This is a genomic window from Streptomyces camponoticapitis, from assembly GCF_014646115.1.
GTDB classification, from domain to species: Bacteria; Actinomycetota; Actinomycetes; order Streptomycetales; family Streptomycetaceae; genus Streptomyces; species Streptomyces camponoticapitis.
The window spans coordinates 94704-116243 of the sequence record NZ_BMMV01000001.1; the positions used below are offsets into that span (position 1 = coordinate 94704).

General features: G+C 70.4%; 20 protein-coding genes and 1 pseudogene. 4 read left to right on the forward strand and 17 right to left on the reverse strand.

Annotated elements, in window-relative coordinates; translation table 11 throughout:
- The first annotated feature begins 229 nt into the window (after positions 1-229).
- From IEY79_RS00360 to IEY79_RS00370, 3 genes are all read left to right on the forward strand, one after another.
- Complete coding sequence (locus IEY79_RS00360) at positions 230-958, forward strand: ABC transporter ATP-binding protein (protein ID WP_189105192.1); 729 nt, start codon at positions 230-232, stop codon at positions 956-958.
- Positions 940-2097, forward strand: a complete 1158-nt coding sequence (locus IEY79_RS00365; RefSeq protein ID WP_189105193.1) for a hypothetical protein — start codon at positions 940-942, stop codon at positions 2095-2097. The genes IEY79_RS00360 and IEY79_RS00365 overlap by 19 nt, the downstream gene beginning before the upstream one ends.
- A gap of 61 nt (positions 2098-2158) precedes the next feature.
- The gene (locus IEY79_RS00370; protein WP_189105194.1) at positions 2159-3337 is read left to right on the forward strand and encodes an LOG family protein; all 1179 of its coding nucleotides are present in this window, start codon (positions 2159-2161) and stop codon (positions 3335-3337) included.
- A 31-nt stretch (positions 3338-3368) separates the two neighbouring features.
- Here IEY79_RS00370 and IEY79_RS00375 read toward each other — a convergent pair whose 3' ends face one another.
- The 9 genes from IEY79_RS00375 to rpsB all read right to left on the reverse strand — a co-directional run bounded on the left by IEY79_RS00375 (position 3369) and on the right by rpsB (position 13494).
- Positions 3369-4448: an ABC transporter ATP-binding protein gene (locus IEY79_RS00375; protein ID WP_189105195.1), complete on the reverse strand. Its 1080-nt coding sequence runs from the start codon at positions 4446-4448 to the stop codon at positions 3369-3371.
- On the reverse strand, positions 4448-6061 hold the full coding sequence (locus IEY79_RS00380) for an ABC transporter permease (protein ID WP_189105595.1): 1614 nt from the start codon (positions 6059-6061) through the stop codon (positions 4448-4450). Before IEY79_RS00380 ends, IEY79_RS00375 begins: the two co-directional genes overlap by 1 nt.
- Positions 6062-6225: 164 nt before the next feature.
- On the reverse strand, positions 6226-7320 hold the full coding sequence (locus tag IEY79_RS00385; RefSeq protein ID WP_189105196.1) for a thiamine ABC transporter substrate-binding protein: 1095 nt from the start codon (positions 7318-7320) through the stop codon (positions 6226-6228).
- A gap of 260 nt (positions 7321-7580) precedes the next feature.
- Positions 7581-8693: a dual-specificity RNA methyltransferase RlmN gene (rlmN, locus tag IEY79_RS00390; RefSeq protein ID WP_189105197.1), complete on the reverse strand. Its 1113-nt coding sequence runs from the start codon at positions 8691-8693 to the stop codon at positions 7581-7583.
- Positions 8694-8868: 175 nt separating this feature from the next.
- Entirely contained in the window at positions 8869-9939 is a 1071-nt protein-coding gene (locus IEY79_RS00395; protein ID WP_189105198.1) for a phosphatidate cytidylyltransferase, read from the reverse strand.
- Positions 9939-10496: a ribosome recycling factor gene (gene frr / locus IEY79_RS00400; RefSeq protein WP_078074826.1), complete on the reverse strand. Its 558-nt coding sequence runs from the start codon at positions 10494-10496 to the stop codon at positions 9939-9941. Before frr ends, IEY79_RS00395 begins: the two co-directional genes overlap by 1 nt.
- Before the next feature lie 129 nt (positions 10497-10625).
- Positions 10626-11405, reverse strand: coding sequence for a UMP kinase (gene pyrH / locus IEY79_RS00405; protein ID WP_189105199.1), 780 nt, complete (start codon positions 11403-11405; stop codon positions 10626-10628).
- Positions 11406-11603: 198 nt separating this feature from the next.
- On the reverse strand, positions 11604-12464 hold the full coding sequence (gene tsf / locus IEY79_RS00410) for a translation elongation factor Ts (protein ID WP_189105200.1): 861 nt from the start codon (positions 12462-12464) through the stop codon (positions 11604-11606).
- 85 nt (positions 12465-12549) lie between these two features.
- Positions 12550-13494 carry a 30S ribosomal protein S2 gene (gene rpsB, locus IEY79_RS00415; protein ID WP_189105201.1) on the reverse strand — a complete coding sequence of 315 codons (945 nt, stop codon included), beginning with the start codon at positions 13492-13494 and terminating at the stop codon, positions 12550-12552.
- Positions 13495-13783: 289 nt separating this feature from the next.
- Between rpsB and IEY79_RS38285 the strand changes: the two are divergent.
- Positions 13784-14353 (forward strand): annotated as a pseudogene (locus IEY79_RS38285) (peptidoglycan DD-metalloendopeptidase family protein); the annotation flags it as partial.
- A 292-nt stretch (positions 14354-14645) separates the two neighbouring features.
- Here IEY79_RS38285 and IEY79_RS00425 read toward each other — a convergent pair.
- The 8 genes from IEY79_RS00425 to lepB all read right to left on the reverse strand — a co-directional run bounded on the left by IEY79_RS00425 (position 14646) and on the right by lepB (position 21494).
- The gene (locus IEY79_RS00425; RefSeq protein WP_189105596.1) at positions 14646-15206 is read right to left on the reverse strand and encodes a TetR/AcrR family transcriptional regulator; all 561 of its coding nucleotides are present in this window, start codon (positions 15204-15206) and stop codon (positions 14646-14648) included.
- Positions 15207-15279: 73 nt separating this feature from the next.
- Positions 15280-16128: an RNA polymerase sigma factor WhiG gene (gene whiG, locus IEY79_RS00430; protein WP_189105202.1), complete on the reverse strand. Its 849-nt coding sequence runs from the start codon at positions 16126-16128 to the stop codon at positions 15280-15282.
- 248 nt (positions 16129-16376) lie between these two features.
- A complete protein-coding gene (dprA, locus tag IEY79_RS00435; RefSeq protein ID WP_189105203.1) occupies positions 16377-17576 on the reverse strand; it encodes a DNA-processing protein DprA in 1200 nt (399 codons plus the stop codon).
- Entirely contained in the window at positions 17573-19201 is a 1629-nt protein-coding gene (locus tag IEY79_RS00440) for a YifB family Mg chelatase-like AAA ATPase (RefSeq protein ID WP_189105204.1), read from the reverse strand. The genes dprA and IEY79_RS00440 overlap by 4 nt, the downstream gene beginning before the upstream one ends.
- Positions 19201-19563 (reverse strand): YraN family protein, encoded by a 363-nt coding sequence (locus IEY79_RS00445; protein ID WP_189105205.1) that lies wholly within the window; start codon positions 19561-19563, stop codon positions 19201-19203. The genes IEY79_RS00440 and IEY79_RS00445 overlap by 1 nt, the downstream gene beginning before the upstream one ends.
- Before the next feature lie 315 nt (positions 19564-19878).
- Positions 19879-20187 carry a DUF2469 domain-containing protein gene (locus IEY79_RS00450; RefSeq protein WP_003993268.1) on the reverse strand — a complete coding sequence of 103 codons (309 nt, stop codon included), beginning with the start codon at positions 20185-20187 and terminating at the stop codon, positions 19879-19881.
- A 55-nt stretch (positions 20188-20242) separates the two neighbouring features.
- On the reverse strand, positions 20243-20734 hold the full coding sequence (locus IEY79_RS00455; RefSeq protein WP_189105206.1) for an NUDIX hydrolase: 492 nt from the start codon (positions 20732-20734) through the stop codon (positions 20243-20245).
- A complete protein-coding gene (lepB, locus tag IEY79_RS00460; RefSeq protein ID WP_189105207.1) occupies positions 20724-21494 on the reverse strand; it encodes a signal peptidase I in 771 nt (256 codons plus the stop codon). Before lepB ends, IEY79_RS00455 begins: the two co-directional genes overlap by 11 nt.
- Between the last annotated feature and the right edge of the window lie 46 nt (positions 21495-21540).

The window sequence follows — 21540 nt, forward strand, 5'->3', positions numbered from 1 at the left end:
ATCCCCGCCCCGTAGTCCCGCCACGTGGCCACGCTCCACGGTTCAGCCGCACGACGGCCCGGGTGCCCCCGTTCGAGTGCAATGGGGGCCACCCGGGCCGTGTGCTGTCCGCCCATCTCGGTATTGATCCCTACGGTGCAGTGACCGATCGGCTTCGCCTTCGTTCCCCCCGGACGGGGCGCGGTACGTCAGCTCTGATCCGAGCCTGATCCGAACCGAGGTGTACGCCATGGTTGCCCCGCCGGACAACGACGTGCTCTGGGCGCGTTCCCTGCACCACTCGCACAACGGCTCGCCCGCGCTCAGCGGCGTCTCGCTCGGTGTGCGCGAGGGCGAGATCCTCGCCGTCAGCGGGGCGCGCGGCAGCGGCAAGACGACCCTGCTGCGGTGCCTCTCGGGCCAGCTCGTTCCCAAGGAGGGTGAGGTCTGGTTCAACAGCACCGCCGTCCACACGATGCCCCCGATGCAGCGGGAGAGGCTCCGGCGCGACCGTTTCGGCTGGATCGACTCCGATCCGGTCCTGGTCCCCGAGCTCAACACGTGGGAGAACGCCGCCCTGCCGATGCTGCTGCGCGGCTCCTCCCGCCGTGCGGCGAAGGCCGCGGCCATGGAGTGGCTTGAGCGGCTCGACATCGGCATGTGCGCCCGCAAGCGCCCGCACGCCCTGCTCCAGTCGCAGCGCCAGCGTGTGGCCATCGCCCGCGCCCTGGTGAGCACGCCCTCCGTACTCTTCGCCGACGAGCCGACGGCGCCCCTGTACGCCGCCGACCGCTCCCAGGTCCTGCGCACGCTGACGACCGCGGCGCGCTCCCACCGCATCACCGTCGTACTCGCCACCCTTGACGACGAGGTCGCGACGCTCGCCGACCGCACCGTCGTCCTGGTCGACGGCCGCCGTGTGGGCGCCCTGCGACCGGCCGAGGCGGAAGGCCAGGCAGCGTGCTCGCTCTCCGTCTAGCCCGCGGCAGCCACCCCCTCGTCCTGCTGCGCCGGCTGCTCGTGGCCGCGGCGTCGGCGGGCGTCGGCTTCCTCCTGCTGTGCACGCTGGGCTGGGCCATGAACCACCCCGCCGGATCGGTGCTGCGTCTGCTGTGGTGCGTGCTCCCGCTCGCCGCCACGGTGCAGTTCGCCGTCGCCGCGGCCCGGACGGACCCGAGCACCCGGCCCCGTCCGGGACTTTCGGCGGTGGGCCTCGGTCCGGCGCAGCTCACCGCCCTGGCCGCCGCGTCGACGACCCTGTCCTGCACGCTCGGCAGCGTGGTGGCGCTGTTGTTCTTCCTCCACCTGCGCGGTGATCTCACGGGGCTGCCCTTCGACGGGGCGGCATCCGATCTGCTCGGCGCGGGGCAGCCGTTGCCGCTCGCCGCGGCCCTCACCCTGCTCGCCGTCGTACCGGTCCTCGCCTTCCTGGCGACCGGATTCGCCCTGCGTCCGCGCAAGTCGAGGCTGGTCGACGACGCCGATCCGGAGCGGCCGGCGACGCCCAAACCCGCCCCGTCGGGGCTGCCTTGGGGCGTGGCTCTCACCGCCGCCGGGCTCGCCGTCGAGACCTACGCGAGCCGCGGCGGCTCGGAGGCGCCGCTGCCACTGCCGGGGCGATTCGAGGGCAGCCCGGCCGGTGTCCTGGCCGGCTGGTCCCTGACGGCCCTTGGCCTGGCTCTGGCGGGCCCCGGTATCGCGCATCTCTGCGGTCGGCTCCTGCAGATGCTGCGCCCCGGAGCGACGCGTCTGCTCGCGGGGCGCGTTCTGATGGACGAGGCGGCGCGGATCGGCCGCCCGCTGGGAGTGGTCTGCGCGGTGGTCTCCGGCGGATTCGCCGCCGCGGCGTTGTACGGCCCCGGCGACCCGCGTCCTTTCGGGCCGCTCACCGGCCTCGGCGCCACGCTCATCGTGGGCTGCACCGTCGCGACGCTGCTGACGGCGGTCCTGGAGGCCAGGCACGCCCGCACCGAAACGACGGCCGCGTTGGTGCGGGTGGGCGCCCCCACGGGGCTCCTGCGTACCGCGGCAGCACTGCGGGCAGGCGCGCTGCTCGCCGTTTTCGGACCACTGACGTGGCTGATCGCCGCGCTGGCCGCCGTACCGCTCACCGGCTGAGCCGGCTGCCGTCCCTCACCGCGCCCCCCGACCTTGCGAGGGGCGCTCTATCGTGTCCCGCATGGTTTACGGCGAGGGACACGACGGACATGAAGCACAACAGGCAGCGGCGCGGGGGCAGCAAGGGCTCTGGGAGCACTGGGCGGACGGCCTGGACCGCGAGATCGAGACCCTCGACGAGTTCGACCAGGTGATCCTGGGCGGGACGCTCAGCGGCTACCGCGTCCAGTCGGTCGACCTGACGGGCCGTACGCTCGCCCTGCTGTCAACCGACACCTCCGAAACCGTCTTCCTCGGCTGCCCGATGGAACCGGACGCCGCGGCGAAGATACGGGCGGACGGGGCCCTGGTCTTCCCTCCCGTCCCGCACCTCCCCTTCGACCCGTACCGGGGCCTGCTCTACACACCCGTGCATCTCTTCGAAGGGCTGGACGAGGGCGGGTACGAGGTGACGCCGGACGCCCTCGCCTACGACTGGTTCCAGCGGACCAAGGCCGACGGCGACATACTCGGCTCGATGCTGCGGTCGGTCCACGACGACGCGATCTCGGACGCTCTGGACGAACTTCTCGTCGGCGCACGGGTCGTCGGTGTGATGGGCGGCCACGCGATGGCACGGGGCACCGACGCCTACGCGGAGGCGGCGCGCCTCGGCCGCGAGCTGGCCCGTACGGGGCTTACCGTCGCGACCGGCGGCGGCCCCGGCGCCATGGAGGCCGCCAATCTCGGGGCGTACGCCGCCACGCACCCCGACGAGATGCTGGACGAGGCGCTCGAAATCCTCGCAAAGACGCCGTCGTTCAGCCCGTCGATCTCCGAGTGGGCGCGCGCCGCCTTCGAGGTACGGGGCCGCTGGCCCGGGGGCGCCGGGTCGGTCGGAATCCCCACCTGGTTCTACGGCCACGAGCCGCCGAACGCCTTCGCCGGCCACATCGCGAAGTACTTCGCCAACGCGACCCGCGAGGACGGTCTGCTGGCCCGCTGCAACGCCGGCGTCGTCTTCCTGCCCGGCGCCGCGGGCACCGTCCAGGAAGTCTTCGACAACGCGACGCCGAACTACTACGAGTCACGCGGCGAACCGACACCCATGGTCCTGGTCGACCGCACGCACTGGACGGAGAAGCTGCCCGCCTGGCCGCTGCTCACATCGCTGGCGCGGGAGCGCTCGATGGAGTCCCGCATCGCGCTCGTCGACTCGGTCGCCGAGGTTCCGGAGGCGCTGGCCCGGCTCTCGGCCTGACTCGCGCGACGCGGGGGCGGACGACGCCTCGTCAGTCCGCCCGGCCGCCAGTTGGAGCCGCGCCCTCGTCGGCGTTGGCCGGTTCCCTTTCCTCCAGGACCACCACGTCCTCGGCCGCGAAGGAGACCCCGACCGTCGCTCCCTCGTCGGGCACATGGCGGAGGGCGCACTCCGCCTCCATCTCCGGGCCGTCGGTGGGCCGCAGAAGCACGGCGACGTGGCTGCCGCGGAAGGTGCGCGCCCCGACGGTGCAGCGCAGGCCTTCCTCAGGAGGGCCGAGCCGTACCCCAGCGGGTCGTACCAGCAGCGTGCGGCGGCCCTGGGGTGAGCCGGCGGGCACCGGGACCTTGCCCCAGGGCGTGTCGGCGATGTCACCGCGCACCGTGGCGGCCACGACGTTGTCGAAGCCGAGGAAGCGCGCCACGAACGCGGAGGCAGGACGCTGCCAGACCTCTACCGGTGTGCCGCTCTGGGCGACGCGTCCGTCGCGCATCACCACGACCCGGTCGGCGAGCGCGAAGGCCTCGCCCTGGTCGTGTGTGACGGCGAGCACCGTCGTACCCAACTGCGTGAACACACCGCGCAGTTCCACGACCAGGCGTTCGCGCAGACTCCGGTCGAGCTGGCCCAGCGGTTCGTCGAGCATGAGCAGCCGGGGGCGCGGGGCGAGCGCCCGTGCCAGTGCCACGCGCTGCTGCTCGCCGCCGGACAGCGCCGCGACGGCGCGGCCCTGGGCGCCAGGGAGGCCGACGAGATCGAGCAACTCGGCGACACGTCGCTGCTGTTGACCGCGCGGCTCGCCGCGCATACGCAGACCGAAGGCGACGTTGCCGCCGACGTCACGCTGCGGAAAAAGCTGGTGATCCTGGAACATCAGGCCGACGCCCCGTCGGTGCACCGGCACCCCCGCCTGGTCGGTGCCCTCCAGCAACACGCGCCCCGTGTCCGGCGGTTGAAGGCCGGCGACGACGCGAAGCAAGGTGGACTTGCCGCTGCCGCTCGGCCCCAGGACGCAGACGATCTCGTGCGCCGCGATCTCCAGATCCACCGCTTCGAGCGCCGTACGGTGCCCGAAGCGCACCGTCACGTCCTCAAGAGTGAGCAGGGCCATCAGAACTCTCCGGAACGGTCGGTACGGATACGTTCGAGCACCAGCAGCGACACGGCGCACACCACCATCAGTACCGTGCTCAGGGCCATCGCCTGCCCGTAGTTGAGATCACCGGGCCGCCCCAGCAGCCGCGCGACAGCCACCGGCAACGTCGGCCGGTCCGGTCGCGCGATGAAGACCGTGGCACCGAACTCACCGAGCGAGACCGCGAAGGCGAATCCGGCGGCCACCAGCACCGCCCGCCGTACCATCGGCAGATCGACCTCCCGCCATGCTCGTAGCGGCGACGCCCCCAGAACGGCGGCGGCCTCGCGCAGTCGCCCATCCACGGCACGCAGGACGGGAAGCATGATCCGTACGACGAAGGGGACCCCCACCAACGCCTGGGCGAGCGGCACCAGGATCCATGACGCCCGCAGGTCCAGCGGCGGCTTGTCGAGCGTGATCAGGAACCCGAAGCCAACGGTGACCGCCGAGACGCCGAGCGGGAGCATCAGCAGCGCGTCGAAGCCCCGTACGAGGCGCCCCGCTCGCCGGGTGAGCGCCGCCGCGGCCAGCCCGCCCACCACCAGGGCGATGACCGTGGCAGTCAGGGCGTAGCGCAGGGAGTTCCAGACCGCCTCCAGCGGAGGTACGAGGAACGTGCCGCCGCTCGCCTCCACGGAGCGCAGGGCCTGGTAGTAGTCGAAGCCGTACCCGGCGGGGCCGTCGAGCGACCGCTCGATCAGCACGCCGAGAGGCAGCAGGATCAGGAGAAGGACAGTGCCGAGCACGCCGGCGAGCAGCACCCACTGGCCCGCTCCGTGCGGTCTGCGCACCGTCTGCGCGGGGTCGACCAGTTTCAGCGTGGTCTCCCGCCTCCGTACGGTCCAGGCGTGCAGCGCCAGGATCGCGCCGACGGCGGCGAACTGCACCATCGTCAGAACGGCGGCGGTGGGCAGGTCGAGCAGTCGCGCGGTCTGCCGGTAGATCTCCACCTCCAGCGTGGAGTACGCCGGGCCGCCCAGGATCTGGACGATGCCGAAGGAGGTGAAGGTGAAGAGGAAGACCATCAGCGCTGCGGCGGCGACGGCGGGACCCAGTGCGGGCAGCGTGACGCGCCACCACGCCGCCAGCCGCCCGGCGCCGAGCACCCGTGCGGCCTCCTCCTGACGTGGGTCCAGCTGCGCCCAGAGACCGCCCACGGTGCGGACGACCACCGCGTAGTTGAAGAAGACGTGCGCGAGGAGGATCGCCCATACCGTCGTGTCCGCCCGCACGCCCCACAGTTCGTCGAGGAACCCGCCACGCCCCAGCAGCGCGAGGAACGCCGTGCCGACGACGACTGTCGGCAGGACGAACGGCACCGTCACGACGGCGCGCAGGATCTGTTTGCCGGGGAAGTCGAAGCGTGCGAAGACGTAGGCACCGGGGAGCGCGATAAGCAACGTGAGGGCCGTGGAGACCGCGGCCTGCCACGTCGTGAACCAGAGCACCTGCCCGATGTCGGGCCGGCTCAGCACGTCGCCGAACCTGCCCCAGTGCCAGGAGCCGTCCGCCTTCAGCCCGCGCCCGACGATCGCGACCACGGGGTAGGCGAAGAAAACCGCGAAGAACGCGACGGGTACGGCCATGAGGCAGAGCCGTACGACGCTTCCCCGCCGCCGCGCGGCGCGCACCGCGGCGCCGACCTCCCCGCCCCGTCCCTTGCCCGGCCCCCGACCTGGTTCTCCGACGACGGGCCCCGTCCCCGGCCCCGTACGGGTGCTCCGCTCGCCCTTCCGGGCGCCGTCCGCGGCTACTTGACGACGAGTGAGGTCCACGACTGGATCCACTCGTCACGGTTCGCGGCTATCTTCTCCGGGGCCACGGTCTGCGGCTTGTCGACGACGGCGCCGTGGTCGGTGAAGAGCGCCGGCAGCTTCGCGCCGTCGACGACCGGATTCACGAACATGTTGAGCGGCATGTCCTCCTGGAAGGTCTTGCTCACCAGGAAGTCCAGCAGGGCCTCGCCGCCCGCCTCGTTCTTCGCCCCCTGGAGCAGACCGGCGAACTCGATCTGGCGGAAGCAGGTCCCCGTGGCGACGCCGGTCGGCGCCTCCTTGGGCTGCGGTTCGGCGTACAGGACCTCGACGGGCGGGCTCGACGCGTACGAGACGACGAGCGGGCGCTCCGCCTTCGCCTTCTTGCCGCCGGCCGAGCCTGAGAAGTCCTCGTTGTAGGCCTGCTCCCAGCTGTCGACGACCTGGACGCCGTTGGCCTTGAGCTTCTTCCAGTAGTCCTGCCAGCCGTCGTCCCCGTACGCGCCGACGGTGCCGAGGAGGAAGCCGAGACCCGGTGAGGACTGCTCGGCGTTCTCGACGACGAGGAGGTCCTTGTAGGCGGGCTTCGTCAGGTCGGCGAAGGACTCCGGCGGCGCCAGCTTCTTGTCCGAGAAGTACTTCTTGTCATAGTTGACGCAGATGTCGCCGGTGTCGACGGGGGTGACACGGTGCTCGGCGTCGTCGAGCCGCACGTCGGCGCGGACCTGGTCGAGGCCCTTCGCCTCGTACGGCGTGAACAGGCCGTTGTCGAGAGCACGCGAGAGGAGCGTGTTGTCGACGCCGAAGAAGACGTCGCCCTGCGGCGAACCCTTGGTGAGAATTTCCTTGTTGAGCGCCTCGCCGGCCTCGCCGCTCTTCAGCACCTTGACGGTGTAGCCCGTCTGCTCGGTGAACTCCTTCAGTACGGAGTCAGAGGCGGCGAACGAGTCATGGGCGACGAGCGTCACGCTCTTGGACTTCGCCCCGTCCGACGACCCGGCGTCCTCGGACCCGCCCCCGCACGCGGCGAGCGTGGAGACTCCCAGCGCCGCGGCGACGGCGCCGACCGCCATCTTCTTCGTGGTACGCAACTGAATTCCTCCTGGGGTGTCCAGGAGAAGACGCGGCCCTGCCCCGCGCCGGCGGACCGGAGCAGGGCAGGGCGCAACAGCTTGAGTGATGACCGAACTTCCTACCCAGAATGACCTGGGCGAGGTTCAGAGGGTCTGCGACCGTGGGGCTCTTCCGAGCCTCTGCCGCACTCTCAGCGCTGTGGCGCTCCCCTGTCGGAATATGTAATTCGTTCGAACCCCCAGCGTACATGGACCCCAACGGGGCCCCTCCGCCGCGCTCAGCGCTCCGTCGCCGCCAGCTGACCGCACGCCCCGTCGATCTCCTGGCCGCGGGTGTCGCGCACCGTCACGGGCACCCCGTGGGACGCGATCGCCTCGACGAAGGCCTTCTCGTCCTCAGGACGGGAGGCCGTCCACTTGGACCCTGGCGTCGGGTTGAGCGGGATCAGATTGACGTGCACCCGCTTCCCCTTGAGCAGCCGCCCCAGCAGATCGCCCCGCCACGCCTGGTCGTTGATGTCGCGAATCATGGCGTGCTCGATGGAGATGCGGCGGCCCGACTTCTCCGCGTACTCCCAGGCGGCGTCCAGCACCTCCCGCACCTTCCAACGGGTGTTGACCGGGACGAGGGTGTCGCGCAGTTCGTCGTCGGGCGCGTGCAGCGAGACGGCGAGGCGGCACTTGAAGCCCTCGTCGGCGAAGCGCAGCATCGCGGGCACCAGGCCCACCGTCGAAACGGTGATGCCGCGCTGCGAGAGACCGATGCCGTCCGGCTCGGGGTCGGTCAGCCGGCGGATCGCCCCGACGACGCGGCGGTAGTTGGCGAGTGGTTCGCCCATGCCCATGAAGACGATGTTGGACAGCCGGGCGGGACCGCCGGGGACGTCGCCGTCGCGCAGCGCGCGCATGCCGTCCACGATCTGGTGCACGATCTCCGCCGTGGACAGGTTGCGGTCGAGGCCCGCCTGCCCCGTGGCGCAGAACGGACAGTTCATACCGCAGCCCGCCTGCGAGGAGATGCACATGGTGACCCGGTCCGGGTAGCGCATCAGGACGGACTCGACGAGGGTGCCGTCGTGCAGCCGCCACAGCGTCTTACGGGTGGTGTCGTCGTCGCAGGAGATGTGCCGCACCACGGACATCAGGTCGGGAAGCAGTTCCGTGGCGAGCTTCTCACGCGCGGACGCCGGGATGTCCGTCCACTCCGCGGGGTCGTGCGCGAACCGAGCGAAGTAGTGCTGCGACAACTGCTTGGCACGGAACGCCTTCTCGCCGAGCGCCGCGACGGCCTCACGACGCTCTTCCGGCGTGAGGTCGGCGAGGTGCCTCGGCGGCTTCTTGGCGCCACGGGGCGCGACGAACGTGAGCTCTCCGGGATTGGGCGGTGCCATGAGCTGTTTTCTCCTCGGTACGACGAGGCCGGTGTTCCCCGCCGGCTGCGGGAGGGACATGGGCACACTGCCGGTGCCAGGAGACCTCATGTGACGGGCTCCGCGACCACGGAGCGCAGTAAGGCCCGCCGTCCAGGACGGCGGGCCTTACCAGGGTAACCGGTACGGATACGGCTCAGCCCGAGCCGACGAAGACCACCAACAGCAGCCACACCACGGGGGCCGTCGGCAGAAGCGAGTCGAGGCGGTCCATGATGCCGCCGTGACCGGGCAGCAGCGTGCCCATGTCCTTGATCCCGAGGTCCCGTTTGATCATCGACTCGCCCAGGTCCCCGAGCGTGGCACTGGCGGCCACGGCGAGACCGAGCAGCAGCCCCTGCCACCAGGTGCCGTCCTCGATGAGGAACTGCATGCACAGCGCGCCGGCCGCCATGGCGAACCCCACGGCGCCGAGAAGGCCCTCGCGGGTCTTGCCGGGGCTGATGCGCGGCGCCAGCTTGTGGCTGCCGAAGCGCCAGCCGATCGCGTAGGCACCGGTGTCGCTGACGATGGTCAGAACGAGGAACGTGAGCACGCGCTGCGCGCCGTCGTCCGCCTTGAGCATCATCGCGACGAACGTCGCCAGGAAGGGCACGTAGAACGCCGCGAAAACGCCCGCCGTCACGTCCTTGAGATAGCCCTCGGGCGGCTCCGTCATGCGCCAGGCGAGCACGGCGAGCGCGGTGAGCGCCGTGGCGACCCAGGCGCCCTCCGCGCCCCGTACGTACCCGGCGACCACCATCGCCGCGCCACCGACCGCGAGCGGGATGAGGGGCGCCTTGATGCCCTTCTTCTCGTCGAGCCGGGAGGTCAACTCCCACAGCCCGACGACGACGGCGACCACTATGACGCCGATGAAGACGGCCTTCACGATGAAGAGGGACGCCACGATCACCGCGCCGAGTCCCACACCGACACCTATGGCCGCCCTGAGGTCGCGGCCTGCCCGCTTCTTCGGCGGGGGTGGCGGAGGGGCGGACATGGGCTCCTGCGGCGTTTCATCACGGAACAGGGGGCCGCCCGGCCGAGCAGCCCCCCGGTCGTCATCCTGGAACCCGCCGCTCGCGGGTACGTCGGGCACGATGGGCATGGGCCGAGTCTGCTGTGCGTCAAGCTCATCGTATGCGGGACCCGCCGGGGCAGCCCCCTGGTCAGGCGGTCCCCAGTAACCGGCAGTCGGCGGGGCCCCCCAGGAAGAGTCGTTCATCAGACCTCGAGCAGCTCGGCTTCCTTGTGCTTGAGCAGCTCGTCAACCTGGGCGACGTACTTCGCCGTGGTGTCGTCGAGCTCTTTCTCGGCGCGGCGGCCTTCGTCCTCGCCGACCTCGCCGTCCTTGATCAGCTTGTCGATCGTCTCCTTGGCCTTGCGGCGCACGGAGCGGATCGAGATCTTGGAGTCCTCCGCCTTGGTCTTGGCGACCTTGATGTACTCCTTGCGGCGGTCCTGCGTGAGCTCGGGGAACACCACGCGGATGATGTTTCCGTCGTTGCTCGGGTTCACTCCGAGGTCGGAGTCGCGGATGGCCTGCTCGATGTTGCGCAGCGCGCTCTTGTCGAACGGAGTCACCACGGCCATGCGCGGCTCGGGCACCGAGAAGGAGGCCAGCTGGTTGATCGGGGTCAGGGCACCGTAGTAGTCCGCCACGATCTTGTTGAACATCGCCGGGTGCGCACGACCGGTGCGGATCGCGGCGAAGTCCTCCTTGGCGACCAGGACGGCCTTCTCCATCTTCTCCTCTGCTTCGAGGAGGGTCTCTTCGATCACCACTTGCTCCTGCGTGTCTTGAGTGGGCCCGGTGTGCTTACAGGGCCGGCGGAACCTGCGTCGCGTCTTCTTCCTGCACGGTGTCCGACCGGCAGGGCTTTGTCCATCCCCGTGCGGGGCAGCCGGAGTTCAGACCCGGGTGCCCTGATCACTCACGAGCGTGCCGATCTTCTCACCCTTGACGGCGCGCGCGATATTGCCCTCCGTGAGGAGTTCGAAGACGAGGATCGGCAGCGCGTTGTCGCGGCAGAGAGTGACGGCCGTGGCGTCGGCGACCTTGAGGTTGCGGGTGATCACCTCGCCGTACTCCAGCGCGTCGAACTTCACCGCGTCGGGGTTGGTCTTGGGGTCGGAGTCGTACACCCCGTCCACACCGTTCTTGCCCATCAGCAGCGCCTCGGCATCGATCTCCAGGGCGCGCTGGGCGGCGGTGGTGTCGGTGGAGAAGTACGGCATCCCCATGCCGGCGCCGAAGATGACGACGCGGCCCTTCTCCAGATGCCGCACGGCGCGCAGCGGGATGTACGGCTCCGCGACCTGCCCCATGGTGATGGCCGTCTGGACGCGGGAGTCGATGCCTTCCTTCTCCAGGAAGTCCTGCAGGGCCAGGCAGTTCATGACCGTACCGAGCATGCCCATGTAGTCGGAGCGGGCCCGGTCCATGCCGCGCTGCTGGAGTTCGGCGCCGCGGAAGAAGTTGCCTCCACCGATGACGATGGCGATCTGCGCCCCGTCCCGCACGACGGCGCCGATCTCGCGGGCGATGGCGTGTACGACGTCGGGGTCGACGCCGAGCCCTCCCCCACCGGCGAACGCCTCACCGGACAGTTTCAGCATGAAGCGCCCGGCCTTCTTGCCGGGGTCGCTGTTGTCGTCGGTGGACTGGGTGGCGTCCGCGCCCTTGTTCATGGGGATCTCCTCGTGCACATACGAAGAAGGCCATTGCCGATGGGTCTGTGTCCCTAGCGGCAATGGCCTCCTCGTCAGATCTGCGGCCGTCCGGCGCGTGTTCGGCCGGCGGCTGCAGTAGACCCTAGCCGGGTCCACCGTCGATCGCGTACGACTGCGCTGTCCCGGGTGCTCGGCCCCGGAACGGTGTCCGGAACGTCAGGCGCCGACGCGGATGCGCGAGAAGCGCTTCAGCGTGACACCGGCCTCGTCCAGGACCTTCCTGACGGACTTCTTGTTGTCCTTGGCGAACGGCTGGTCAAGGAGGGTGACCTCCTTGAAGAAGCCGTTGACGCGACCCTCGACGATCTTGGGGAGCGCGGCCTCGGGCTTGCCCTCCTCGCGGGAGGTGGCCTCGGCGACGCGGCGCTCGTTCTCGACGACGTCGGCCGGAACCTCCTCACGGGTGAGGTACTTCGGCGCGAACGCGGCGATGTGCTGGGCGACGTCCTTGGCGACGGCGGCGACCGTCGCGGCGTCGACGCTGCCCTTCTCCAGCTCGACCAGGACACCGACCTGCGGCGGGAGGTCGGGCATGGTGCGGTGCATGTACGTGCCGACGTAGCTGCCCTCGCCCTGGAACTGCGCGAAGCGGTCCAGGACGATCTTCTCGCCGAGGTTGGCGTTGGCCTCGTCGACGAACGCCTGCACGGTCTTGCCGGGCTCGATCTCGGAAGCGCGCAGGGCGTCGATGTCGGCGGGGCTCGTCGCGGCCACGTGCGCGGCCAGCGCGTTCGCCGCGGACTGGAACTTGTCACCCTTGGCGACGAAGTCCGTCTCGCACTTCAGCTCCAGCAGGACACCGGAGGTGTTGTCGTCGGAGACGAGGGAGACAACAGCGCCGTTCTCCGCGCTGCGGCTCTCGCGCTTGGCGACGCCCTTCTGGCCCTTGACGCGAAGTACCTCGACGGCCTTGTCGACGTCGCCGTCGGCCTCGACCAAAGCCTTCTTGCAGTCCATCATGCCGGCGCCGGTAAGCTCGCGGAGCTTCTTGACGTCAGCGGCGGTGTAGTTCGCCATGTCTGTGAATCTCTCTCGGAAGTCGAAGATCTACGGGTGGACGGCGGGGGCCGTGGCCCCCGCCGTCAGCAACCGAACCTTGAGGTCAGGCCTTCTCGCCGTCCGCGGCCGGAGCCTCGGCGGCGGGGGCCTCGGCCGGAGCGGCGGCCTCCTCGGCCTGCTCGGCGTCGGCGACCTTCGCCGTCTCGGCGGAGGTCTGGACGTCGGCAGGCGCGTCGGCGGCGTCCGCGGACTTCTCGGCGTCGGCCTTCTTGTCGCCTTCGAGGAGGTCACGCTCCCACTCGGCGAGGGGCTCGCCGGCGGCCTTCTCGCCCGGCTTGGAGTCGCCGGTGGCGGCGCCGGAGCGGGCGATGAGGCCCTCGGCGACGGCGTCGGCGATCACGCGGGTGAGCAGGGTGACAGAGCGGATCGCGTCGTCGTTGCCCGGGATCTTGTAGTCGACCTCGTCGGGGTCGCAGTTGGTGTCGAGGATCGCAACGACCGGGATGTGGAGCTTGCGCGCCTCACCGACGGCGATGTGCTCCTTCTTGGTGTCGACGATCCAGACGGCGCTGGGCACCTTCTGCATCTCGCGGATACCACCGAGGGTCTTCTCCAGCTTGGCCTTCTCGCGGGAGAGGACCAGCAGTTCCTTCTTGGTGAGGCCGGAGGCGGCCACGTCGTCGAAGTCGATCTGCTCAAGCTCCTTCAGACGCTGAAGGCGCTTGTAGACGGTGGAGAAGTTGGTGAGCATGCCGCCCAGCCAGCGCTGGTTGACATACGGCATGCCAACGCGCGTCGCCTGCTCGGCGATGGCCTCCTGGGCCTGCTTCTTCGTACCCACGAACATGATGGAGCCGCCGTGGGCGACGGTCTCCTTGACGAACTCGTAGGCGCGGTCGATGTACGACAGCGACTGGAGCAGGTCGATGATGTAGATGCCGTTGCGCTCCGTGAAGATGAAACGCTTCATCTTCGGGTTCCAGCGACGGGTCTGGTGACCGAAGTGGACGCCGCTTTCCAGCAGCTCCCGCATCGTGACGACGGCCATGGCCGTACTCCTTGAGGTACTCGGTTGTCGCTTCCGCCGGACGGCGGACGCGCCTGACGCCCCGGAACGCTTTGCCACAAGGGACCGAGAAGCGCGGACACCGGCGAAGGCCGGCGGCGGGGCGTGCGAAGTCGATCCGGTGACCCGGATCGCCACAGGAAGTGTACGGGACCCGCACAGTGCCCGGCGACGGAGTGCGCGGGTGACGAAGATATGCACAACGCGTCGGTTATCCACAGAATCCGAGCATGATCCACTTGAATCCGCCGAATACGGCAGCGTGGACCACATGATCACTGTTCACGAGCTACTCATCCACGCATCCGCCCGACCCACCCGTCATGGTCGTCGGGGTGTCATCGCCCGTTGCGTCTCCCTCGGCGTCGCCGCCCTCACCGGCGTGGTGGCCACCGTCCTGTTCGGCCCCTCGCCCGACGCGCGGGCCTCGGACGACCAGGAGGCGAGCACGGACGCCGGTGCCGCACCGGCACCGCCCCCTCCTGACGGCGACACCTATGCCCCTGCCGACGATGTCGTCGGGATCAGCGGCGACCGGGCCTGGCCTGTGGGGCGGAGGCCGGCCGTGTTACGAGAGTGGGAACCGCCCGCGACGCCGTACGGCCCCGGGCACCGCGGCGTCGACCTCGCCGCCACCCCCGGCACTCTGGTGCGAGCCGCCGCTCCCGGCCGCGTCTCCTTCACCGGCATGGTGGCGGGCCGGGGCGTCCTCTCGATCACGCTGACCGGCACGGGACAGCCGCCGCTGCGGACCACGTACGAACCGGTGACCGCACTTGTCGCCGAGGGCGACGAGGTGAAGGCGGGCCAGGTCGTGGCGGTGCTGGGACCGGGACCGTTCCACTGCCGGGGCGGTTGTCTGCACTGGGGTCTGCTGCGGGGCCAGACCTATCTCGATCCGTTGTCGCTGCTTCCCGACGACCTCCTCGACCCCGGTCCGGCACGGCTGCTGCCGGTCTTCGGGATCCCCGAGCCGGCTGCCGCACAGACACCGAGCGGATCACCGCCGCCCGGCCTCCCGCACGACGCGGTGATCATGGCCGAGGAGACCGCCGCAGCGGCCGCCGACGCTCTGCACGCCGCGGCCCTGCTCGCGGCGGCCGCGTGGGTGCGGCACAGGAGCCGTACGGGAGTCAGGTACCGCGTACGCCTTGGAGCACCATGGACACCGCCGCCTCGGCGATCACCTCGGGGTCCTCGGCCGCGCCCAACTCGATCCGCCGCACAGCGGCGTCCACAACGCCCTGGAGCAGCATCGCGGCCAGCCTCGGCTGCTCGTGGCCCAGTTCCGAGAGGGCGTCGACGATCATCGCGATGAGTCCGCCGTGCGCCGCCCGGATCTTCTCCCGGGCGCCCGCGTCGAGTTCGCTCGCGGAGATGGCGACCACCGCGCGGTGACGGCGGTCGCCCACGAGGCTCAACTGCCTGCGCACATACGCTTCGATCTTGGTCTCGGGGGTCGGTGCCTCCGCCATCGCGAATTCGATCTCGGCGGCCCAGACGGGAAAGTCGACGGCGCAGAGTTCCTCGACGACGGCCGCGCGCGAGCGGAAGTACTCGTAGACCGACGACCTGGCGAGACCGGTGCGTTCGGCGAGGGCGGGGAAGGTCAACGCCTCCGTACCGCCTTCGGACAGGAGGGAGCGTGCGGCGTCCAGCAGGGCGCCGCGCTGCATGGTCCGGTGCTCGGCCACGGAGGCCGCTCGAATCCTGGGCACACGCCCACTGTACGGCGGAGGCCGCTCGCGCACGTGGGGCAGGGACGATTCAGCGCCCCGCGTCGGCCAGTTTGGCGCGGAGCTGGAGCACGGACTTGGTGTGGATCTGACTGACGCGGCTCTCGGTGACGCCGAGGACATTGCCGATCTCGGCGAGCGTGAGCCCCTCGTAGTAGTAGAGGGTGACGACGGTCTTCTCGCGCTCGGGAAGGGTGTTGATGGCGCGGGCCAGCAGGCGTCGAAGCTCCCGGTCCTCCGCGACCTCTACGGGATCGTCGGCCGCCGTGTCCTCCAGCGTGTCCATCAGGCTGAGCCGGTCGCCGCCCTCTCCGCCGACATGCAGCAACTCCTCCAGCGCCACGACGTTGGCCAGCGACAACTGGCTGAAGACTGCGTGCAGTTCCTCCACGGCGATGCCCATCTCGGCGGCCACCTCCGTCTCCGACGGGGTACGGCGCAGCTGCGCCTCCAGGGTCGCGTACGCCCGCTCGACGGCCCTGGCCTTCTGCCGTACGGAGCGCGGGATCCAGTCCAGCGCGCGCAGTTCGTCGATCATCGCGCCGCGGATCCGTGTGATCGCGTAGGTCTCGAACTTGATCGACCGCTCGATGTCGAACTTCTCGATCGCGTCGATGAGCCCGAAGACCCCTGAGGAGACGAAGTCCGCCTGCTCGACGTTGGACGGCAGTCCCACACTCACCCGGCCGGCGACGTACTTCACCAGCGGCGAGTAGTGCAGGATCAACTGCTCACGCAGCCGCTCGTTACCCGTGGTCTTGTACGACCGCCACAAGGTGTCGAGGGCCGAGGGGGCGGAGGGTCGCACTTCGCCGCGGGCCGCGGGGGGCCCCACGGGGGACGCCGCCGCACGGTCGGACCCGGAGGTGTGCTGGGGCATTCGTTGCCTTGAGCCGTTCTGCCGTGAAGTGAGGGGAGGTGTGTCTGGGCCGGATTCCTGGTGAGCGTAGCGTGACAGTGCGGTCGCGGTGCGCGAGGAGGCTGAGCCGGTACCTGTCCGGACAAGCCCTGTGGGGCGCCGCCGGGACTTCTCGATCGGGCGCCGACACGACGCGTATCGGCGCCTGTCGCGCCGCCGGGAGAACTGCGATGGTCATCTGCCTCACCTTTTCACCCGAATGCCCCAGGTCAAGGACAGGCTCGCCGCGCACCGCCGTCCCGTGTCGTGGGTGGCGTCAACTGCCAGAGGTCGCCGTGACGTTCGACGAACCCGAGCGAGTGAAGCTCGTACAGCTTGGCGAGAGCCTCGTCGGCCGTCGTCGCGGCCTCCCGCGCGATGTCCCGCCCGCCGACCGCGCCACGCGCGGGCAGCGCTTCGAGAATCCGCCTGCCGAGAGGATCGAGGAGATCCCTGGCCAGGACTGGACCACGCCGAGCGGGTGCAAGGTCGCCCATGTCCCCCACCAGCTCGGCCACTTCCGCGGCGTCCGTGACCAGCACTCCTTCGCCGCGCAGCAGTTCGTGCACCCCGGCGGAGAGCCCGCTCGTCGCCGGACCGGGCACTCCCATGGTGAAACGCCCGAGCCGCTGCGCGCTGCGGGCGGTGACCAGCGAGCCGCTGCGGTACTCGGCCTCCACCACGACCGTCCCGCGGGTGAGCGCGGCGATCACGCGGTTGCGGAGGACGAACCTGCTGCGGGTCGGGTGATCGCCGGGTGCCAGCTCTCCCAGGACCAGGCCCTGCGCCGCGATGCGGCGCACCAGCTCGGCGTGGCCCGGCGGGTAGACGACGTCGACACCGCAGGCGAGGACGGCGACGGTGGCTCCGTCGACGGCGAGTGCGCCCCGATGGGCGGCTCCGTCGACTCCGTACGCCGCGCCCGAGGTCACCACCCAGCCCCGCTCGGCCAGCCCCGATGCGAGGCTCGCCGCCATGTGCGCGCCGTACGGCGTGCAGGCCCTGGCTCCCACGACGGCGACCGAACGCAGCGCCCAGAGCCTCAGATCGGGCTTGCCGCGCACCCACAGGCCGATGGGCCGCGAGGTGCCCAGGTCGTCGAGCTGGGTCGGCCATTCCTGGTCGCCGGGGCAGACGAACCGGCCGCCGATCCCGGCGACGGCGGTCAGATCCCGCTCCGGGGCTGCCGCCGCCGCGCGTGCTCGAAGGCCGCTGATACGACGTGGGCCGACTCCGGCCAAGGCCTTGTCGTCGGTCCCGTCGGGCGCGGTAAGGAGGTCCATCAGCCCGCGGGCGCCATACTTGCGCAGCCACCGCCCGCCGTTCTCGTCGCCAGGCTCGATCACGCGTGTGAGGGCAGCCCGCGCGAGTCGCTCGTCCGCATCGGCTCCAGCTCGAACTCCGGCTTCGGCTTCGGCTTCGGTGGTCATGAGATCCCCCCGACCGTGGCTCCGGCGCCCCGCCCGATGCCGGTACGCAGTTCCAGCGCCAGGCCCACGTCCCGGCCGTCGGGCCGGTCCCGTCCGGCGAGGTCCGCCACTGTCCATGCGACCCGTAGCACCCGGTCCAGGCCGCGCGCCGTGAGCAGACCCCGTTCGAGGTCACGCTCGGCGGCGTCGAGCGCCCCGGGCGCGGTGACCCACCGGGTACGCAGTTCGTGACCGGGCACCTCGCTGTTGACCGCCCACGGCGTCCCCGCAAGCCGCTCAGCCGACCGCGACCGGGCCTCCACGATCCGACCGGCGACGACAGCCGTGCTCTCCCCTCGCCCGCCCTGGCCCATGAGATCGGCGCGGTGCACCGGCTGGACCTCCACCCGCAGGTCGACCCGGTCGAGCAGGGGACCCGACAGACGCGACTGGTAGCGGCGGACCGCCGAAGGCGGGCACTCGCACCCGGCACCTTGCAGAGTGTGGCGCCCGCAAGGACACGGGTTGGCGGCGAGGACCATCAGGAAGCGGGCGGGCAGCCGTACGACTCCGGCACTGCGCGCGATGACCACCTGCCCCGATTCGAGGGGCTGGCGCAGCGCGTCGAGAGCCTTGCCGGAGAATTCCGGCGCCTCGTCCAGAAAGAGCACACCCTTGTGTGCGAGGGACACCGCGCCCGGCCTCGCCAGCCCGTTGCCGCCGCCGACGAGGGACTGCATGGTCGCCGAGTGGTGCGGTGCGCAGTACGGCGCCGTACGTACGAGCGGTTCGCCGGGCGGCAGAATCCCGGCGACCGAGTGCACAGCGGTGACCTCGACGGACTCCTGCCTCGTCAACGGCGGCAGCAGTGCCGGCAGTCGCTCGGCCAGCATCGTCTTGCCCGCTCCGGGCGGGCCTTGCAGGAGCAGGTGGTGTCCGCCCGCCGCGGCGACCTCCAGAGCCGTACGCGCTCCCTGCTGTCCGGCCACGTCGGCGAGGTCCGGGCAGTGCGCGTCCCGCTGCCCGGAGCCGGGAGCCAGGCCCGTCCCCACCCCGGCGCCCGGCACCATCAGACCGGCGAGCATGGGATCCGGGCGGCCCTCCTCGGTGACCGTCGGCTCGTCGGGCACCGGTTCGCCGGTCAGGACGGCGATGAGCTGGCGCAGGCTCCGTACGCCGAGGACTGAGATCCCCGGCACCAGTGACGCCTCGCCCGCTGTCTGCTCCGGCACGACCACCTGGTGGTAGCCGGCCTCGGCCGCCGCGAGGACGGCCGGAAGGATGCCCCGTACCGGACGGACCCTGCCGTCGAGCCCCAGCTCCCCGATCAGCACCAGATCGGCGATGGCGCGTGGCTCGATCCGCTCAGCCGCCCCCAGCACCGATACCGCGACGGCAAGATCGAAACCGGACCCGCTTTTGGGTACGGATGCCGGGCTGAGCCCCACCGTGAGCTTCTTCTGCGGCCATTCCCCGCCCGAATTCACGACGGCGGCCCTGACCCTGTCCCGGCTCTCCGAGAGGCTCTTGTCGGGCAGCCCGACCAGGGTGAAGGCCGCCACGCCCGGTTCGAGATCCGCCTGGACCTCCACGACGACGCCCTCGACGCCGACCAGAGCCACCGAACAGGCACGCGCGAACCCCATCAGGCCACCCCCCGGGCGTGCTCGACCACCGGAGCTCCGCGCCTGGGCAGCACCACCCCGATCAGGTCGATACGGACGCCCCCAGGGGGCGGCCCACCGAACGCCTCAAGCCAGCAGGCCGCGAGGCGCCTCAGCCGGTCCACCTTCACGGGCGTCACCGCCGCCATCGGGTGCTCGAAAGAGCCTCCGCGGCGGGTCTTCACCTCACAGAGGACCAGCACATCCCCGTCGCGGGCCACGATGTCGATCTCGCCTGTCCTGCCACACCGCCAGTTGCGGTCCAGCACGGTCATCCCGGCCGCCGCCAGCCGCCGAGCGGCCAGTCCTTCGCCGTACCGCCCGAGTGCCCCCGTCGCGTTCATGTCGGCACCACCTCCGGCACCGACTCTGGGAGGAAAGCCCGCTGTGAGTGGATCTTGGTGGACAACTCACCGATTGTGGATAACTCCGTCACCCACCAGCGCACCAGGAATCACACGCACCGCAGGAGCCACGACAACCCCAACTACCCCAGGCCCTCACCGGACCATCCACACCGCCGGTACCGCCCGTGCGACCAACACCGCCGTGCCACCAACACCGCCCGCACCACAGGCACCCACCCGCGTCAGCCTCATCAACCGCCCACAGCGGCCACAGAGGCCACCCAGCCACCCCGGTCAGCCAGCTTCAGCCCTTCAGCCGCTCGGAAGCTCCAGATCGCTCTTGTTCAGCTCCTCGATGTTCACGTCCTTGAACGTGAGTACTCTCACCTGCTTGACGAATCTCGCCGGCCGGTACATGTCCCAGACCCACGCGTCCGCCATCGAGACCTCGAAGAAGACCTCGCCCTGCACGGAGTGCACCTGCATCTCGTAGTCATTGGTGAGATAGAAGCGTCGTTCGGTCTCGATCACGTATTTGAAAAGACCGACGACATCGCGGTACTCCCGGTAGAGCTTCAGCTCCATCTCGGTCTCGTACTTCTCGAGGTCCTCGGCGCTCATGGCATGTTCCCCTTCAGCCGTACGTCCCCCTATTGTGCTCCGGCCCCACGCGCCCCTAGACGGTTTCAGAGGCGAGAACCACCGGTGCACCCGGAGGACCCTCGTCGAGCAGCGTGCGCAGCAGCCCGGCGAGCCTGGTCGGATACACCGTCTCACGCGCCGTCGACAGTTCGGCGGAGGTCCACCACCTCAGCTCCGCGACACTGCGCCGCTCCAGCTCCGTCAGCCCCTCGACGCTTGTCTCGGTCTGCGCCGTACGTGCCAGGAAGTACCACTCGTCCTGGTCCCAGCGCCGCCCGTCGAACGGGAAAGAGCAGGTACGCCGCCAGAGAACCGGTCCGAGCTCGACCTCTGTGATGCCTGTCTCCTCGGCCAGCTCGCGCAGCGCGGCCTCCTGCCGCGTCTCGTCGCCCTCCAGGCCGCCGCCGGGCGTGAACCACCAGTCGTCCGCCGGGTCGCCCGGCTCGTACCCGCGCATCAGCAGAATGCGGTCGTCCGGGTCGAGCAGCACGACCCGTGAGACCTTCCGCAGCCCGTCACCGGACACCGGTCGACACCTCTCCGTCGGTCCGCCCGGTCGGCCCCGTACGCCGCGGCCTGCCCAGCCGCCGCACGACCGGCCCGTAGGCCGCCCCGCCCAGGATCAGCAGCGCCCCGACGACCGCCGAGCCCACCACCAGCGTCACCGGCCCGGGCTTCGACACCCCGCCGGGCAGCGCCGCGAAACCGTCCGGGCGCTCGATCAGGTCGCCCAGCGGCCACGCCACGGCGTCGATCCGCGCCGTCACCGTCGACCTCGGCACCGACCCCTGTCCCTGCTCCTGGAGATGCACCCGTGAGTCCAGCGATCCGCTGCGTTCGTCACCGAGGAGGAAAAGCTGCCCCTTCGGCACCGTCGCGCCGAAGCCGGTGGTGGACGCGAGCCCGCCCGGCATCTTCTGGACGTACGGTTCGGCGATCGATTTCCCGTTGACGGTCAGGCGCCCCTCGGCGTCGCAGCAGGCGACCTTGTCACCCCCGACGCCAACGACCCGCTTCACCATCGGCATGTCGCCCCACTGCGCGTCCTTGAAGACCACGACATCGCCCCGTCGCACGTCGTCACCGGATATCCGCTGCGCGAGAACACGGTCGCCGGCCTTCACCGTGGGGTCCATCGAGTCCGTCGGCACGGTGTACGGCTGGTACTCCACCGCTCCCCAGACGAATCCGCCGAGGAAGAGCACACAGCCGACGGCCACGGCCAGCCCCGACAGCAGAGTGCCGAGGCGGCCGTGGCCGCCGTTCGTACGTCCTGTTCCGCTCATCCCAGCCGTCCCCCGTCCCGGAGAATCACCACCGCCGGATCGGCGA